The organism is Oscillibacter sp. UBA6647 (assembly GCA_002455655.1).
Lineage (GTDB): Bacteria > Bacillota > Clostridia > Oscillospirales > Oscillospiraceae > Oscillibacter.
The window spans coordinates 1-15390 of the sequence record DKLF01000068.1 but is presented as its reverse complement, the minus strand read 5'-3'; the positions used below and the strand labels follow the sequence as shown (position 1 = coordinate 15390).

The window sequence follows — 15390 nt, the reverse complement described above, 5'->3', positions numbered from 1 at the left end:
TACCGGCTTTACAGCAATTGCGTGGCGCGTATGTGTGACGAAGCTTGAGCCGGTGGCTTTATAATAAAGACGTTTTATGTCCGACAAAGGTTTCGGACCAGACACGGTTCAGAAGACCGGGGACGGCCTGTAAAACAGGCCGTCCCCGAATGTGTTCGCCTCAGTGCTGCTCTTTGCTGCGATGCTCCCCACGGCGATGCTCTCCGTGGGAATGCTCACCACCGTGGCGGTGTTCTCCGTGATGTTGCTCACCGCAGCCGTGCTCACCGCAGGTGTGGGCGTGTTCTTCGTCGTGGTGATGGCTGCACGACGCGTTGGGATTATAGGCTAGGCTTCCGGCAAGCAGTGCCGCCGCGGCTTCGTCGGCGCTGCCGGATACGCCGCCGTAAATCTGAATGCCTGCCTCGGACAAGGCCGTTCGTGCACCGCCGCCGATGCCGCCGCAGATCAGGGCGTCCACGCCCAGTCCACCCAGAAAGGCCGCCAGCGCCCCGTGTCCGCTGCCGTTGGTATCCGCCATGGAGGAGCCGGTAATTTTCCCGTCCTCCGCGTCGTAGATTTTAAACTGCTCCGTGTGGCCGAAGTGCTGAAAGACACTTCCATTTTCATAGGTGACCGCAATTTTTTTCATCAAAATTCCTCCTGTTAATTGTGTGTCGGGTTGACCGCAGCAGCGGCGATGTCGGCCACAGCCGCCAAAGCCGCACGAAGCCTCCGTGCCGCTGCACAGACGGTAGTCGCCTCCCTCAATTTTTAGGGGAAGGCCGTCCACCAGCGCGGACGCAATTTTCTTGCGGGCCGACGCGTAAATCAGCTGGGCCGAGGCGCGGGCAATTTCCATGTACGCGCCGCATTCCTCTTGAGAAAGCCCCTCCCTGTCGATGAGACGAACGGTTTCGTATTCGTCCACCGTCAGGATAACCGACTGCTTTTGCGCGCCGCCGTTGACCGGGACAAAGGCGGAGCTGGGCGGAAGGGAGCAGACCCTTCTGCATTTTTTTGGTCTTGGCAAAGTAAGTTCCTCCAAGTGTGCTTTTTGGTATATACCAATTAACTGCATTATACTGCGCTCTTTAAAAATGTCAAGCTTTATTTGGCATATACCATTAACTGCTTTTTAATTAAACTGTTTCTTTAAAAAAATATAATATCACTATACAAACGGCGTTACTTTTTGGGTGCCGCCACCGTCTTAATAAAATGAGAGTAAAAATCGTTCTACTGAAAAGGAGCTGACAGGTTTGAAGCGGCATACGCGTCCGAAAAAAAGGCATGTTTGGAGCAGGTGGGGAATCGCCGCCCTTGTGGCAGCGGCTCTGGTTAGCGGGCTGGGCATATGGAGGGTATCGGCCCACGGGAGGACGCCCCTTCCGGTTTTGATGTATCACCATGTGGTGGCGGACGGGACAGAATGCAACGACATGACCGTCACTGAGAGCCGTTTGGAAAAGGATTTGTGCTGGCTGAGGGACCGTGGATATCAAACGGTTTTGCCCCGGGAGCTGGCGAAAGGAGATCCTCTGCCGGAAAAGCCCGTGTTGATTACCTTTGACGACGGATACCGCAGCAACTATGAGCTGCTGTACCCGCTTTTGCAGAGATATCAGACGAAGGCGGTTATTTCCATCATTGTGGAGATGCCGGAGCTTCCGACCGATAACTTCCTCACTTGGGATATGTGCAGGGAAATGACCGGGTCGGGGCTGGTAGAGATCGGCTCCCACAGCTATGAGCTTCACAATCTGGGAGACTTGGGGGGAAGCTTTGTACCCGGCGGCATCAATGGGATTCAGCGCAGGCCCGGAGAGACTGACGAATTGTTTCAGACCCGGGTTCTGGACGATATCCAAAGGAGCTATGACCTAATTAAGGAGAAAGTGGGGCAGGCCCCCGTCTTTTTTGCGTATCCCTTCGGCCTGAAGGAGCCAGACGCGGAGGAGCTTGTAAACCGGCTGTTTCCCGTCACGGCGGTGACAAAACCGAAAATTGCGGATTTGAAATGGGGGCTTCACGATCTGCCCCGTATCACCGTGACCATGAACCGGGAGCTGTCCACCGTTTTAAAATAGCGGGAGACTTCATTCCAATCAACAACACCCCTCCGACGCTTTTGCATCGGAGGGGTGTTTTTCATATCTTCAGAGTGGGCCGCCTGTGCGAAAAACGCGGCCATTGGACAAATTCACTCCGGGAAGGAGCGTTAGCGCCCCAGCTCCACATATTTGCGCAGCGGCGCTTCGCCCCGCAGGGCTTCCTCGCACTCGGCGATGAGCCGGTCCCGGTCCTGATTCAGGTTTCCTGCCAGTACCAAATAGTTGCTGGCGTGGTTGGAGCGAAACACCGCGCCGGGGCAGTCGATATGCTCCAGAAGAAGCTTTGTCTCCCGGATTAGCTCCATGGGCGTGGGGGTTACCAATTCGCCGCTTGCCACCCAATCGGCCATAGGCGTGCCGGTATAGATGCGCAGGGTCAGCAGGGCGATAAAGTCTGGCCCGATGGCGCTCAGGGCCTTAGCGGTGTCGATGGCATGGGCCTGCCAGTCCCCGTTGGAGCCGGCAAGGCCACTGATGGCGGTGACAGAGAGGGTCAGCCCGGCGGCCTTCAGCTTTTGACCTGCCTCAATTTGTTGGGCAACCGTCACGCCCTTGTTGATTTTTTGAAGCAGCGCTTCGTTCCCCGTCTCAAGGCCAAGGTACGCAAAGTCCAGTCCCCCATCGCGAAGAGCGGACAAATCCTCGGGAGTTTTCCCCAGAATGCTCTTGGGGCTTGCGTAGGTGGAAATGCGGGTGCACTCGGGAAACAGCGTCCGGATATCCCCCAGAATCTCCAGAAGACGGTCTGTCGGGAGAATCAGCGCGTCTCCGTCGGCAAGGAAAAAGCGTTCTACATGGGGATAGTGGGCCCGCGCCCAGCGCAGGTCTTCCAGCACCTGCTCTCTCGGAGTAACGGAGAATTTCTTGTCCTTGTACATGTTGCAAAAGGCGCATTTGTTGTGACTGCAACCCACAGTTACCTGAATGATCAGGCTGTGTGCCTCGCTGGGGGGACGGTACACGGTTCCGGAATAGTGCAGCATAGGATCCTCCTTTTTCGCGTTGCTTCAAAAAATTCGCGTGATCGAATTTTTTGAAAGGGATTGCGGTCTGACTGCGCGCACGGAGGAACCGCCAAAGGCGGCTCCTCCGTACACTTGCAGATCGAGCGGAGTTTTCCCCGACGTACATGCCGTCGGAGAAAACGGATTCCAATTTATTTTTCCGCCCCGGCGGCAAAACTCTGCGAGGCTTTTTAAGCAGTGTCTGTACGGCGGGAGGGACAAATCATGCCTTGGGAACTTTGATGAACGCTTGACCCGGGTCAATCTCCTCCCGGATAATGCGGATGATTTCGGGATCGGGACCCTCCATCAACTGGGCGTGGCTCACGTCGATTTCAAATCCCGTGTTTTCCTGCACCATCTCGGGCGTGGAGAAGGGGTAGTAGTAAGCGAGGTACATCCGCTTGGTTTCCTCGTCAAACTTCATAATGCCAAGGTCCGTGACCACCATCTGGGGGCCCCGGTTGCCGGGAAGACCCGCCCGCTCGCGTCCGCCGGGTCCGTCCATCCAGCCGCAGGAGGTCACATAGTCGATTTGGTCGATGAACCGGCGCTTCTGGTGCTGCATCATGATGACCGTGTTGCAGTAGGTGGCGATGCCGTTGGCTCCGCCGGACCCGGTGAAGCGGGTCTTGGGGTGATGATAGTCGCCGATGCAGGTGGAGTTCACGTTGCCGAAGGGGTCGATCTGTGCGCCGCCGATGAAGGCAATCAGACGGTCCTCGCCGTGAAGCCACTCGTTGGCCTCAAAGCCGATGAAGCGGACGTTGGGCCACTGCACGGCGCAGTGTGCCATAAAGCGGTTGTCGCCCACGCTGCGGGGTACCTCCACGGGGTCGCAGTCCATCAGGCCGCTCTCCACGATGGGGTGGCAGGAGGGACAGATAATCCGCTTGGCGAGGGATGCGCCGATCAGCGGCAGGCCTGTTCCCACAATGACAATCTGGTTCGCCTGAATGTTTTTGGCGATGGCGAAGGCCTGCATTTCCTGCTTTGTGTAATTCGTATAATCAGGCATTTTCAGCACGTCCTTTCCGGAATTTTTCCGGCATAGCCAAGGCCGGGCACATTTTTGGTGGAAATCAGGTGGCTTGCGCCCACCTTATCCAACATCTCTTCATGGGTTTTCACGCTGTATACCCATTTGTTCAGGAAATCCTGGAAGGTTTCGGGAATGGCGGTGCCGTCCTCCGCACCCTTGGCGGCGGCGGCGGCCCGTGCGGCAGCATCGGCGGCCTTTGCGTCGCCGGGAGCCTTTTCAGCGGCTTTCTGGGCCTTCTCGGCGGCTTTGGCAAGCTGGCGCTTGGCGTCGTCCGCGTCCTGATATTTGGATGCCTTGTCATATTCCGTCATGGCCTTGCCGTCCACATCGTAATACCCGTAGCACTGGGCGGGCCATGCGCCGTGGGGCGCGTGAACCACCGCGTCCACGCACATGCCGAAGATGCGGGTCAGCGTGGGGTCACGGCGAATAAACTCGTCGGAAACCAGCTCTTCGCAGGTGACGATGGTCCGCTTGGCGGCGACGGCGATGTCCACGTCGTGGAACTCGTCGCCCTCGATAATGCAGGTCCCGTCGGGGGATGCCTTCTGCACATGGATGACGGCGCAGTCAAGCTTGGGCACCGGCACGGCGATGACCTTTTCACCGGGATTGAAGGGATTGTCCACGTAGACAAACTTGTCGTTGTCCACAGAGTCCATTTTTTCCCGCTCCTCGCGGCTGATGCCCCAGTGCTCCGTCAGTCCGGAGCCGTTCATCAGGCGCACGGGCAGGAAGGGAAGGCCCAGAGACGCGGCGTGGAGCTGAAGCATCAGGACGTCCTGAGAGTAGTCCTCAAAGGTCAGCTTGCCCTCCTCAATGGCAGCGCGAAAGCGGCGGGAGACGTTGGTATAGCCGGAGTTGGCGGTATAGCAGTTGATATACGCCTTCACGCGGCCCTCGCCGATCATCATGTCCCAGTCGCCGCCTGCGGGACCGCCCCATGCAGTGAAATCCTTCTGCCCCTGGCGCAGGATTTCATACACGGCGGCATAAGGCTTGCGGTTGGTGGTAAAACCGCCAAAGCAGATGGTGTCTCCGCTCTTCACGTACCGGGCTACGGCTTCGGAGAGCGTGCAAACTTTTCCCATTACGATTGCCTCCACATCTTGATTGTTTTTCTGTCTGAATAACACAAAAAAGCTTGTGTTTTCATAGGGAATCATATATCATAGTACCATATGTTAAACCTCTGTAAAGGAACATTTGCGCGAAAAAATTAGCGGATATTGTTTTACTGCCTGATTTTGCGCCATTGCAGGCAGAGATGAAAGGAGGGTTCCGGTATGCAGGTGCAGCCGTTTTATTTAAAGATGAGCCGGGATAACTCCTGGTACATGGACCGCCCGCATTTTCATGAGAGCGTTGAATTTTTGATGCCTGTCTCACGGGGCGGAGAAATGTTCGTGGAGAATCAGGTCTATTCTCTGCACCCCGAGGCTCTGTTTATTCTTCCGGACGCCACGCTGCATAAAACTTTGGCTGCCGAGCCGTATGAGCGGTATGTGCTCCATGTGCCCATTCCCACGATTCATGCCATCTCCACGCCCCGGACCGATCTTTACCGCCGGGTGCAGGAAGCAGAGCGGATGGTGGAGACGGGAACCCGGTACAACGAACTGCTGTCGCTTTTAAAGCGGCTGGACTGGGAGCAGGGCCGCAAGAACGCGGGCTTTGGCTCCGATTTGAACCAGATGCTGCTTCTGTCGGAGTTTTTGCTTCAGGCGCTGTCCATGGCGCCGGTCCGCCGGTGGGCGGACGAGCTGTGCCAGATCGAGCGCCCTTCAGACCCCGGCAGCAGGGAAGGGGCGCTGCAAATCAGCGCGGTGCTGGAATATTTGCAGGAGCATCTGGCGGAGAAGCTGACGCTGGAGCGAGTGGCTTCGGAATTTTTTATCAGCAAATACTACCTGAGTCACTGCTTTAAAGAGGCCACGGGCTTCAGCGTGATGGAATATGTCATCAACACCCGCATCCTCCGGGCCCGCCGCCTTTTGCAGGACGGATACCGGGTGCAGACCGCGGGGGAGATGGTGGGCTTTCAGAGCAACGAGCACTTTATCCGCACCTTCACGTCCCTGACAGGACTGCCGCCCAAGCAGTATGCCAAGCGGTTCAGTCAGGGAGAACGGAAGTAAATCCGTGTTTTGTCCACAAGCACAATATATATCATGAATTCTCTGTATTTCCTATATTCGTGGGAAATGCAGAGAATTTTGCTCTACAAAATGACGAAAAGGGGTTTGGAAACCCGTCAAAAATGACGGAAATTATGGAAAATTAAAAATACATTGCAGGAATACTTGCAAAATTAAAAAGAGTAGGCTATGATAATACTACGTGATATATAAAATCGGAAGCGGATAAAACAATCCGCCGCTCCCGAAAAAATGGATTTTTGGAGGAACGCAAGTCATGAAATACAAGGCTTATTACACCAACAAGCTCAGCGATGTGGCGACCCAAATCTTCAACAGCAACGATGTGGAAGTAAAGGTTGCAAGCGGCCTGGATGAGGAGACTTATCTCCGGGAGCTGAAGGAGTATCAGCCCGATGTGATTATGTGCCGCACCGAGCCGGTGACCGCCGCTATGATCGACGCCTGCCCTAATCTGAAGGGCATCGGTAAGCAGGGTGCGGGTCTGGACAATATTGACCTTGACTATGCCACTTCTAAAAAGATTCAGGTGGTATTCGCCCCCTCCGGCAATGCAAACGCAGTGGCAGAACATGCCGTGATGCTGCTGATGATGACCGCGCGCCGCTTCAGCTATGTGGATAAGCAGTTCCGCAACGGCAATTTCTATGTGCGCATGGGCCTTGAAAACACCGTTGAGGTGGAGGGAAAGACCCTGGGCCTGCTGGGCTGCGGCAGAATAGCGAAGATTTTTGCGGGCAAGTGCATCAACGGCCTTGGGATGAAGGTCATCGGCTATGATCCCTATGTCACCAAGGAGCAGTTGGGCGGCCTTCCCATCGAGCTGAAGGACAATGCCGACGAAATCTGGAAGACCGCTGACTTTGTTTCCATCCACCTGCCCCTGATGCCCTCCACGGAGAAAACCGTGGGCATGGAGCAGTTCAAAATGATGAAGCCCCGCGCCATTTTCCTGAACGTGGCCCGCGGCGGCCTGATTTACGAAGAGGAAATGGTGGAGGCCCTGAAGACCGGCGTGCTGTTCGGCGCGGGACTGGACGTGTTTGAGCCGGAGCCGCTCAGCGAAAACAGCCGCCAGATGTTGGATATGGAAAACGTGGTCCTCACGCCCCATACCGCCGCTTCCACGGAGGAATCCGTGATTAACTGTTGTACCTCCTGCGCCACCGATCTTGTGAACCTGTGCTATGGGCGGACCCCGGTCTGCCCCGCCAACAAGATCTGAGGCAATTTCGGGGGGCGCGGCGCCCGAGCTGCGCCGACCCAATTTTCCGGCCGCCCGCTGAAATTGCTTTCGGCTGGCGGCCGGTTTTTACCCGGAGATTGGTTGCGTCCGGTCAATTTATTTGACAATCTGTCAATTTTTTTGGTTTGAACTGGGCAAAATTGTGAGAGCAGACGAAGCAAAAAGCAATATATGCTAATTTTTTAACGCGCGGCAGTATTTACAATTTGCCCCCATATGGTATTCTAAGGCTGTGGAATCATCAAAAAACCACCTGTTTCAAAGGATTTTCGCGGATTCAGGGTGGATGTGTTCCAAAGCGCGGGGGAAAACACGGGGTTGCGTTCCCTACTGCCCCAGAGGAGGCTGCTTTTTATGAGTGAGATTTATACAATGGGCATCGACGTGGGGTCCACCGCCTCCAAATGCGTGATCATGAGAGACGGGAAGGATATTGTGGCCAAGTCGCTTGTAAGCGTGGGCGCGGGGACCAGCGGCCCCAGCCGCGCCATCGCGGAGGTGCTGGATGCTGCGGGGATGAAGAAGGAAGACATGGCCTTCATTCTGGCCACCGGCTATGGCCGCAACTCTCTGGACGACGTGGCGGACCACCAGATGAGCGAACTGAGCTGCCATGCAAAGGGTGCGTTTTTCCTGTTTCCGCAGGTCCGCACCGTCATCGATATCGGCGGGCAGGACGTGAAGGTGCTGGAGATTGAAAACGGCGTGATGGTGAATTTTGCCATGAACGACAAGTGCGCCGCCGGTACAGGCCGGTTTCTGGACGTGATGGCCCGCGTGCTGGAGGTAAAGGTGGAGGATCTTGCGACACTAGGCGCACAGTCTACCAAAAACGTGGAAATCAGCTCCACCTGCACCGTGTTCGCAGAGAGCGAGGTCATCAGCCAGCTTGCCAAGGGCAGCGACAAGAAGGACATCATCAACGGCATCCACAAGTCCGTGGCTTCCCGGGTGGTGGGGCTTGCCAAGCGCATCGGCGTGCGGGACGCGGTGGTGATGACCGGCGGCGTTGCGCAGAACGGCGGGATCGTTTCCGCCTTGCAGGAGGTGCTGGGCCATCCCATTCTCACCTCGCCATTGACACAGTACAACGGCGCGCTGGGCGCGGCGCTTTATGCCTTTCAAAAGGCCGCAAAATAATCAGCAAGTGATCCCGAAAGGGGAACCACGCGCCCATCCCGACCGGAATGCGGCGCAATATCAGGAAAAGAAACGCAAGCTTATGAGAAACGGAGGATATATTCATGGCTGAAAACGAAAAGAACACCGCAGCCGCCACAGAGGCGGCTCCCGTAAAGAAGGCCCCCAAGCCGGCCAGCCCCGGTACGCAGGCCCTTCGGGACGTGGTGAGCAAGGTGTACGCCGCCGCATGGGAGGCGAAGGAGGCAGGCCGCCCTGTGGGCTGGTCCTCGTCCAAGTTCCCCTGCGAGATTGCCGAGGCCCTGGGTCTGGCGGTTGTCTACCCGGAGAATCAGGCCGCCGGCATCGGCGCCCAGCACGACGGGCAGCGGATGTGCGAGGCGGCGGAGTCTTTGGGCTATGACCCGGACATCTGCGGCTATGCCCGAATTTCCCTTGCCTATTCCGCCGGAGTGGAGACCACCAACGAGTCCCGCCGCGTTCCCATGCCGGACTTTGTGCTCTGCTGCAACAACATCTGCAACTGCATGACCAAGTGGTACGAGAACATTGCCCGGATGCACAACATCCCCCTCATCATGATCGACGTGCCCTACAACAACGAGGTCACCGTCAGCGATTCTCAGGTGGCCTATATCCGCGGCCAGTTTGATGATGCGATTCACCAGATGGAGAAAATCGCCGGAACAAAGTTCGACGAGAAGAAGTTCGAGCAGGCCTGCGCCAACGCAAACCGCACTGCCAAGGCATGGCTGAAGGTGTGTGACTATTTGCAGTATAAGCCCTCTCCCATGAGCGGCTTTGACCTGTTCAACCACATGGCGGACGTGGTGACCGCCCGCGGCAAGGTGGAGACGGCCGAGGCCTTTGAGCTGCTGGCCACCGAGCTGGAGGAGCACGTGAAAAACGGCACCACCACCGCGCCCTTCCCCGAGAAGTATCGCATTATGTTCGAGGGTATCCCATGCTGGCCCAACCTGAAGACCCTGTTTAAGCCCCTGAAGGCCAACGGCGTCAACGTCACCGCCGTGGTGTATGCCCCCGCTTTCGGCTTTGTGTACGACGGTCTGGACGACATGGCGAGAGCCTACTGCAAGGCGCCCAACAGCGTGTGCATTGAGCAGGGCGTGGATTGGCGCGAGGGCATCTGCCGAGACAACAAGGTGGACGGCGTGCTGGTTCATTACAACCGCTCCTGCAAGCCCTGGTCCGGCTACATGGCCGAGATGCAGCGCCGCTTCACAAAGGATCTGGGCGTGCCCTGCGCCGGGTTCGACGGCGATCAGGCCGATCCCCGCAACTTCAACGAGGCCCAGTATGAAACCCGGGTACAGGGTCTGGTGGAGGCCATGGAGGAGAACATGAAGCAGAAGGAGGCCAGGGCATGAGCATCGAAGGAATTGTAAAGGAGTTTGCCGCCGTGGCGGAAAGCCCCAAGGAGCAGCTCAAGAAGTATAAGGCGGAGGGCAAAAAGTGCATTGGCGTGATGCCCTATTACGCACCCGAGGAGCTGGTGGCCGCCGCCGGAATGATGCCCTTCGGTTTGTGGGGCAGCAACAACAAGACCATCTCTCAGGCCAAGGAATACTGCGCCACGTTTTACTGCACCATCGCCCAGCTAGACCTTGAGATGCTGCTGGACGGCACGCTGGACCTGCTAGACGGCGTGATTACCCCCACCATCTGCGACACCCTGCGCCCCATGAGCCAGAATATCCGCGTGGCCATGAGCGAGAAGCTGCCCTGCATTTTCCTGGCGCATCCCCAGAACCGCAAACCTGCCTACGGCAAGAAGTTCTGCATGGACCAGTATACCCACATCAAGACAGAGCTTGAGAAAATCTCCGGCGCACCGATTACCGACGAGGCCCTGCGGGAGGCCATTAAGGTCTATAACCGCAGCCGCGCCGCCCGCCGGGAGTTCGTGAAGCTTGCAAGCGACCACTGCGACGTGATTACCCCCGTGATGCGCAGCGCGGTGCTGAGGGCCGCGTGGTTTATGCCCAAGGCGGAGCATGCCGAAAAGCTGGAAGCCCTCAATGCGGAGCTGAAGGCCCTGCCCGAGTGCAATTGGAAGGGCGTAAAAGTGGTCACCTCCGGCATCATCTGCGACAATCCCAAGCTGTTGGAGATTTTTGAAGAGAACAAGGTGGCCATCGCCGCCGACGACGTGGCCCACGAGTCCCGGGCCTTCCGGGTGGACGCGCCGGAAACGGGCGATCCCATGGAAGCGCTGGCTCAGCAGTTTGCCGATCAGGATTTTGACGTGCTGCTCTACGATGAAAGCTCCAGCGAAAACCGCCGGGGCGAGCATGTGGTGAGACTGGTGAAGGAGAGCGGGGCCAAGGGTCTGGTGCTGTTTATGCAGCAGTTCTGCGACCCGGAGGAGATGGAGTATCCCTCTTTGAAAAAGGCGCTGGACGAGGCCGGAATTCCCCATATCAAGCTGGGCGTGGACCAGCAGATGCGGGACTTCGGTCAGGCCCGCACCGCCATTCAGGCGTTTGCGGATGTGCTTTCCCTCTGAGAAAAAGATAAAAGCTTGAATTGCGCGGGACGGCCGATTGGCCGGGCTGCCGTCCCGCTTTTCCAGCCACGGCTAAATTACATGATAAGGTGGTACGATATGAGCGCATTTGGCTATTCCATGCCTTCCTATTTCCAGAACATGCCTCAACTGGGAACGCCGCTTCAAGCGGCGAATGAGGAAAACGAGAAGACCCTGCGGGAAGTCGAAGCCGCATATAACGCTGAGGTGGAGGCCACTTTGGCCGCAGGCCGCAGCGATGAGTCCCTCAATCAGGCCGGGCAGATGACAGCCCAACAGCGGGTGAATCTTCTGGTGGACGAGGGCACCTGGTGCCCGCTGGACAGCCTGTATAATCCCGAGAACAACAAGGACGGCTCCACCGGCGTACTGATCGGCATGGGCAAGATTCAGGACAAGTGGGCCGTGGTCATCGCTTCCGACAACAAGAAGCTGGCGGGCGCATGGGTTCCCGGTCAGGCCCTGAAGCTGACCCGGGCCACAGACATTGCCAAGATGCTCCGCATTCCTCTGGTGTACGTGCTCAACTGCTCCGGCGTGAAGCTGGATGAGCAGGAGAAGGTCTTCGCGGGCCGTGTCACCGGCGGCACACCTTTCTACCGTCATGCCGAGCTGGAGCAGATGGGCATTCCCGTGCTGGTGGGCATTTACGGAACCAACCCCGCGGGCGGCGGCTATCACGCCGTCAGCCCCACCATCCTCATCGCCCATGAGAAGGCCAACATGGCCGTGGGCGGCGCGGGCATCGTGGGAGGCATGAATCCCAAGGGCTATGTGGACGAGGAGGCCGCCGAGGCTTTGATCGATGCCACCGTCAAGGCCGGAAAGATCGATCCTCCCGGCGCGGTGCACATCCACTTTGGCGAAACCGGTTTCTTCCGCGAGGTTTACTCCGGCGAAGAGGGCGTTTTGACTGCCATCAAGAAGTATATGGACGCCATCCCCGGCTACAACGAGAACTTCTTCCGGGTGGCGGATCCCATGGAGCCTGCACATCAGGGTGAGGAGCTTTATACCCGCGTGCCCGCCAACCAGAAGCGTGCCTATGACATCCGGGAAGTGCTGGCCTGCCTGTTCGACAACAGCGAGTTTATGGAGTTCAAGAAGGGCTACGGCCCCGAAATCGTCTGCGGCCTTGCCAGAATCAACGGTCTTCTCACCGGTGTGGTGGCAAACTATCAGGGTTTGATTCCCGGCTATCCAGAGTATCGCGAGGCCGGTTCCGTGGGCGTTGGCGGCAAGCTGTATCGTCAGGGCCTGATTAAGATGAGTGAGTTTGTCACCATGTGCGGACGGGACCGCCTGCCCATCGTGTGGATGCAGGATACCACCGGCATCGACGTGGGTGACCCCGCCGAGAAGGCGGAGCTGCTGGGCCTTGGCCAGTCGTTGATTTACTCCATCCACAACGCGAAGGTCCCCCAGATGGAGATTACCCTGCGCAAGGGTACCGCCGCCGCTCACTATGTCATGGGCGGACCGCAGGGCAATGCGCGCAACGTCTTCAGCATCGGCACCGCCGCCACTGAAATCTACGTGATGCACGGCGAAACCGCCGCCGCCGCCATGTATTCCCGCCGTCTTGTCAAGGACAAGAAGGAGGGGAAAGATATTCAGCCTACCATCGACAAGATGAACGAGCTGATTCAGGAGTATACCGATAAGTCCCGTCCTGCTTCCTGCGCCAAGACCGGTCTGGTGGACGAGATTGTGGAGATGACCAAGCTGCGCAACTATATCTGTGCGTTCGTGGGCGCGGCCTATCAGAATCCCGAGTCCATCTGCCCCTTCCACCACATGATGACGCCCAGAATCATCCGCGACTGGGACCGTCTGATGAACAAATAAGAAAGAGAAGCGGATGCTTCTTGAGGTGAATGTATGATTCACGGTAGTATGGGCTTGGGCGTGGCAGGCATCGTCAGTCTTGTCAGTATGGCGGTGGTGTTCGTTGTGCTGCTGTCGCTTTACGCGATTATCACCGGGTTTGGAAAGGTCTTCTCCCGAAAAGAAGACAAATGATTGAAGAAAGGAAAGCGTTTGCTTCTTAGGGTGAATGTATGATCCATGGTAGTATGAGCCTGGGCGTGGCGGGCATCGTCAGCCTTGTCAGTATGGCAGTGGTATTTGTTGTTCTGCTGTTGCTCTTTGTGATTATCACCGCATTCGGCAAATTCTTTGCCGCCAAAAAAGAAAAAACGGCTTCCTCGGCACCTGCTGCTCCCGCTGCCACCCCTGCGGCAGCGCCGAGACAGGACGACGCGGAACTGATTGCCGTTCTCTCCGCGGCCATTGCGGAATACGAGCGCGGACGCCGCAACCCCTTCATCCGCAATCGGCGGGATTTGGACTGAACGTCTTTTGATCCCCAGATAAAATAAAATTCATATAGTTTTAAGGAGAAATTGACATGAGAGCTTACACGATTACCGTCAATGGCAAGGCTTATGACGTTCAGGTGGCTGAGAATGACGCTTCCGCTTCCGCCGCTGCTCCCCGCATCCAGAGCGTGACTCCTGCCGCCGCTCCCGCGCCCACCGCTGCTCCTGCCCCCGTTGCGGCACCTGCGGCCGCTCCCGCCGCTCCCGTTGCCGCCGGAGAGGGAACCGTTACCGCCCCCATGGCGGGCAAGGTGCTGTCCGTTCCCGTCAAGGCGGGCGACGCCGTCGCTGCCGGTCAGGTTCTTTTGACCTTCGAGGCCATGAAGATGGAAAATGAGATTATGGCTCCCTGCGCGGGTACGGTGGCACAGGTGTTTATTAAGATCGGTGAGCAGTTTGACGCCGGCGCTCAGCTAGTTCAGCTGGGTTAATCGGAAAGGAGCTTTAACCGATGGATTTAGTCACTGGAGTTATCACCGGCCTTGCCGGAACCTCCGGCTTTGCGATGATGGAGTGGCAGCAACTGCTGATGATTGTTATTTCCTGCGTGCTGCTGTACCTTGGCATCGTGAAGGGGTTCGAGCCGCTGCTGCTGGTGGGCATTGCTTTTGGCATGCTGCTGACGAACCTGCCCGGCGCGGGGATGTATCATCCGGAATTCTGGGGTGTGGACGTGAACTATGGAACCGTCCTTCATGACGGAGGTCTGCTTGATCTTTTGTATATCGGCGTGAAGACCGGAATCTACCCCTCCCTGATTTTCATGGGCGTGGGCGCCATGACGGACTTTGGCCCACTGATTGCCCGTCCCTCCTCTTTGTTCATGGGCGCGGCCGCCCAAGGCGGCATTTTCGTGGCGCTGATTCTGGCCAACATTCTGGGCTTTGCGCCCAACGTGGCTGCCTCCATCGCCATCATCGGCGGCGCGGACGGCCCCACCGCCATCTGGCTGACCAAGATTCTGGCTCCGGAATATCTGGGGGCCATTGCCATCGCGGCGTATTCCTACATGGCTCTGATTCCCCTGATTCAGCCGCCCATTATGAAGCTGCTGACCACGGAGAAGGAGCGTAAGGTCAAGATGGACACCATGCGTCCCGTCTCCAAGGCGGAGAAGGTGGTTTTCCCCATCATGGTCACCATTGTCACCTGCCTGGTGCTGCCCTCTGTGGCTCCCCTGATCGGCTGCCTGATGCTGGGCAACCTGTTTAAGGAGTGCGGTGTGACCGAGCGCCTGAGCGATACCGTGCAGAACAACCTGATGAACATTGTCACCATCTTCCTCAGCACCTCTGTGGGCGCCACCGCCGTGGCCGAGCGCTTCCTCAGCGCGGATACGCTGAAGATCATCTTCCTGGGCCTGATGGCGTTCTGCTTCGCCACTGCCTGCGGCGTGCTGTTTGGCAAGGTGATGTATGTGGTCTCCGGCGGCAAAATCAATCCCCTCATCGGCTCTGCCGGTGTGTCCGCTGTTCCCATGGCGGCCCGCGTGTCTCAGGTGGTGGGTCAGAAATACAATCCCTCCAACTTCCTGCTGATGCACGCCATGGGCCCCAACGTGGCCGGCGTGATTGGCTCCGCGGTGGCGGCTGGCTGCCTGCTGAAGCTCTTCGGCTAAGCGGCGTCGGAGCAAAGTCCGCTGCGCTGTGTTTCCGCCTGTGGCGAAAACCGCGCTTCGCTTCCTTGCTCCTCCTTGTTCCGCCGCAAACGCTTCGCTTATTTTGCGGCAGAAGGAGACTGGGAGGGACGAAAAGTCAAGAAGAAGATCGGAAGAGCG

The 15390-nt window shown here is 57.5% G+C and carries 15 protein-coding genes; 11 read left to right on the top strand and 4 right to left on the bottom strand.

The genetic code is table 11. The features are described from left to right. Window positions 1-160 precede the first annotated feature (160 nt). Window positions 161-1012, bottom strand: a complete 852-nt coding sequence (locus tag B2W96_RS05085) for a NifB/NifX family molybdenum-iron cluster-binding protein (protein WP_293009180.1) — start codon at window positions 1010-1012, stop codon at window positions 161-163. 367 nt (window positions 1013-1379) lie between these two features. Between B2W96_RS05085 and B2W96_RS05080 the strand changes: the two genes are divergently transcribed. After that, window positions 1380-2069: a polysaccharide deacetylase family protein gene (locus B2W96_RS05080; RefSeq protein WP_293009182.1), complete on the top strand. Its 690-nt coding sequence runs from the start codon at window positions 1380-1382 to the stop codon at window positions 2067-2069. A 131-nt stretch (window positions 2070-2200) separates the two neighbouring features. On the opposite strand, the gene B2W96_RS05075 is transcribed toward B2W96_RS05080, so the two are convergent. The 3 genes from B2W96_RS05075 to B2W96_RS05065 all read right to left on the bottom strand — a co-directional run bounded on the left by B2W96_RS05075 (window position 2201) and on the right by B2W96_RS05065 (window position 5230). Beyond that, a complete protein-coding gene (locus B2W96_RS05075; protein ID WP_293009178.1) occupies window positions 2201-3076 on the bottom strand; it encodes a radical SAM protein in 876 nt (291 codons plus the stop codon). Between the two features lie 244 nt (window positions 3077-3320). Beyond that, window positions 3321-4115 (bottom strand): glutaconate CoA-transferase subunit B, encoded by a 795-nt coding sequence (gene gctB, locus B2W96_RS05070; protein WP_293009177.1) that lies wholly within the window; start codon window positions 4113-4115, stop codon window positions 3321-3323. 2 nt (window positions 4116-4117) lie between these two features. Further along, window positions 4118-5230 (bottom strand): CoA transferase subunit A, encoded by a 1113-nt coding sequence (locus B2W96_RS05065; protein WP_293009175.1) that lies wholly within the window; start codon window positions 5228-5230, stop codon window positions 4118-4120. Between the two features lie 195 nt (window positions 5231-5425). Here B2W96_RS05065 and B2W96_RS05060 point away from each other — a divergent pair, with 195 nt between their 5' ends. From B2W96_RS05060 to B2W96_RS05015, 10 genes are all read left to right on the top strand, one after another. After that, complete coding sequence (locus B2W96_RS05060) at window positions 5426-6277, top strand: helix-turn-helix transcriptional regulator (RefSeq protein WP_293009173.1); 852 nt, start codon at window positions 5426-5428, stop codon at window positions 6275-6277. A 277-nt stretch (window positions 6278-6554) separates the two neighbouring features. Next, window positions 6555-7523: a hydroxyacid dehydrogenase gene (locus tag B2W96_RS05055; protein WP_293009171.1), complete on the top strand. Its 969-nt coding sequence runs from the start codon at window positions 6555-6557 to the stop codon at window positions 7521-7523. 375 nt (window positions 7524-7898) lie between these two features. Beyond that, window positions 7899-8684 carry a (R)-2-hydroxyglutaryl-CoA dehydratase activase HgdC gene (hgdC, locus tag B2W96_RS05050; protein ID WP_293009169.1) on the top strand — a complete coding sequence of 262 codons (786 nt, stop codon included), beginning with the start codon at window positions 7899-7901 and terminating at the stop codon, window positions 8682-8684. A 104-nt stretch (window positions 8685-8788) separates the two neighbouring features. After that, window positions 8789-10072, top strand: coding sequence for a 2-hydroxyacyl-CoA dehydratase subunit D (locus B2W96_RS05045; protein ID WP_293009167.1), 1284 nt, complete (start codon window positions 8789-8791; stop codon window positions 10070-10072). Continuing rightward, window positions 10069-11211, top strand: coding sequence for a (R)-2-hydroxyglutaryl-CoA dehydratase subunit beta (hgdB, locus tag B2W96_RS05040; protein ID WP_293009165.1), 1143 nt, complete (start codon window positions 10069-10071; stop codon window positions 11209-11211). Before B2W96_RS05045 ends, hgdB begins: the two co-directional genes overlap by 4 nt. A 99-nt stretch (window positions 11212-11310) precedes the next feature. Beyond that, window positions 11311-13080 carry an acyl-CoA carboxylase subunit beta gene (locus B2W96_RS05035; protein WP_293009163.1) on the top strand — a complete coding sequence of 590 codons (1770 nt, stop codon included), beginning with the start codon at window positions 11311-11313 and terminating at the stop codon, window positions 13078-13080. A gap of 33 nt (window positions 13081-13113) precedes the next feature. Further along, the gene (locus B2W96_RS05030; protein WP_293009161.1) at window positions 13114-13254 is read left to right on the top strand and encodes an OadG family protein; all 141 of its coding nucleotides are present in this window, start codon (window positions 13114-13116) and stop codon (window positions 13252-13254) included. Between the two features lie 38 nt (window positions 13255-13292). Further along, window positions 13293-13586, top strand: a complete 294-nt coding sequence (locus B2W96_RS05025) for an OadG family protein (RefSeq protein ID WP_293009159.1) — start codon at window positions 13293-13295, stop codon at window positions 13584-13586. 56 nt (window positions 13587-13642) lie between these two features. Next, window positions 13643-14044, top strand: coding sequence for a biotin/lipoyl-containing protein (locus B2W96_RS05020; protein WP_293009157.1), 402 nt, complete (start codon window positions 13643-13645; stop codon window positions 14042-14044). Between the two features lie 20 nt (window positions 14045-14064). Beyond that, on the top strand, window positions 14065-15231 hold the full coding sequence (locus B2W96_RS05015) for a sodium ion-translocating decarboxylase subunit beta (RefSeq protein ID WP_293009155.1): 1167 nt from the start codon (window positions 14065-14067) through the stop codon (window positions 15229-15231). The last annotated feature ends 159 nt before the right edge of the window (window positions 15232-15390 follow it).

Excerpts from the sequence above, each read along its gene's own strand:
- B2W96_RS05080 (WP_293009182.1), top strand. The coding sequence starts at position 1,380 with ATGTATCACCATGTGGTGGCGGACGGGACAGAATGCAACGACATGACC.
- B2W96_RS05075 (WP_293009178.1), bottom strand. The coding sequence starts at position 3,076 with ATGCTGCACTATTCCGGAACCGTGTACCGTCCCCCCAGCGAGGCACAC.
- gctB (WP_293009177.1), bottom strand. The coding sequence starts at position 4,115 with ATGCCTGATTATACGAATTACACAAAGCAGGAAATGCAGGCCTTCGCC.
- B2W96_RS05065 (WP_293009175.1), bottom strand. The coding sequence starts at position 5,230 with ATGGGAAAAGTTTGCACGCTCTCCGAAGCCGTAGCCCGGTACGTGAAG.
- B2W96_RS05060 (WP_293009173.1), top strand. The coding sequence starts at position 5,426 with ATGCAGGTGCAGCCGTTTTATTTAAAGATGAGCCGGGATAACTCCTGG.
- B2W96_RS05055 (WP_293009171.1), top strand. The coding sequence starts at position 6,555 with ATGAAATACAAGGCTTATTACACCAACAAGCTCAGCGATGTGGCGACC.
- hgdC (WP_293009169.1), top strand. The coding sequence starts at position 7,899 with ATGAGTGAGATTTATACAATGGGCATCGACGTGGGGTCCACCGCCTCC.
- B2W96_RS05045 (WP_293009167.1), top strand. The coding sequence starts at position 8,789 with ATGGCTGAAAACGAAAAGAACACCGCAGCCGCCACAGAGGCGGCTCCC.
- hgdB (WP_293009165.1), top strand. The coding sequence starts at position 10,069 with ATGAGCATCGAAGGAATTGTAAAGGAGTTTGCCGCCGTGGCGGAAAGC.
- B2W96_RS05035 (WP_293009163.1), top strand. The coding sequence starts at position 11,311 with ATGAGCGCATTTGGCTATTCCATGCCTTCCTATTTCCAGAACATGCCT.
- B2W96_RS05030 (WP_293009161.1), top strand. The coding sequence starts at position 13,114 with ATGATTCACGGTAGTATGGGCTTGGGCGTGGCAGGCATCGTCAGTCTT.
- B2W96_RS05025 (WP_293009159.1), top strand. The coding sequence starts at position 13,293 with ATGATCCATGGTAGTATGAGCCTGGGCGTGGCGGGCATCGTCAGCCTT.
- B2W96_RS05020 (WP_293009157.1), top strand. The coding sequence starts at position 13,643 with ATGAGAGCTTACACGATTACCGTCAATGGCAAGGCTTATGACGTTCAG.
- B2W96_RS05015 (WP_293009155.1), top strand. The coding sequence starts at position 14,065 with ATGGATTTAGTCACTGGAGTTATCACCGGCCTTGCCGGAACCTCCGGC.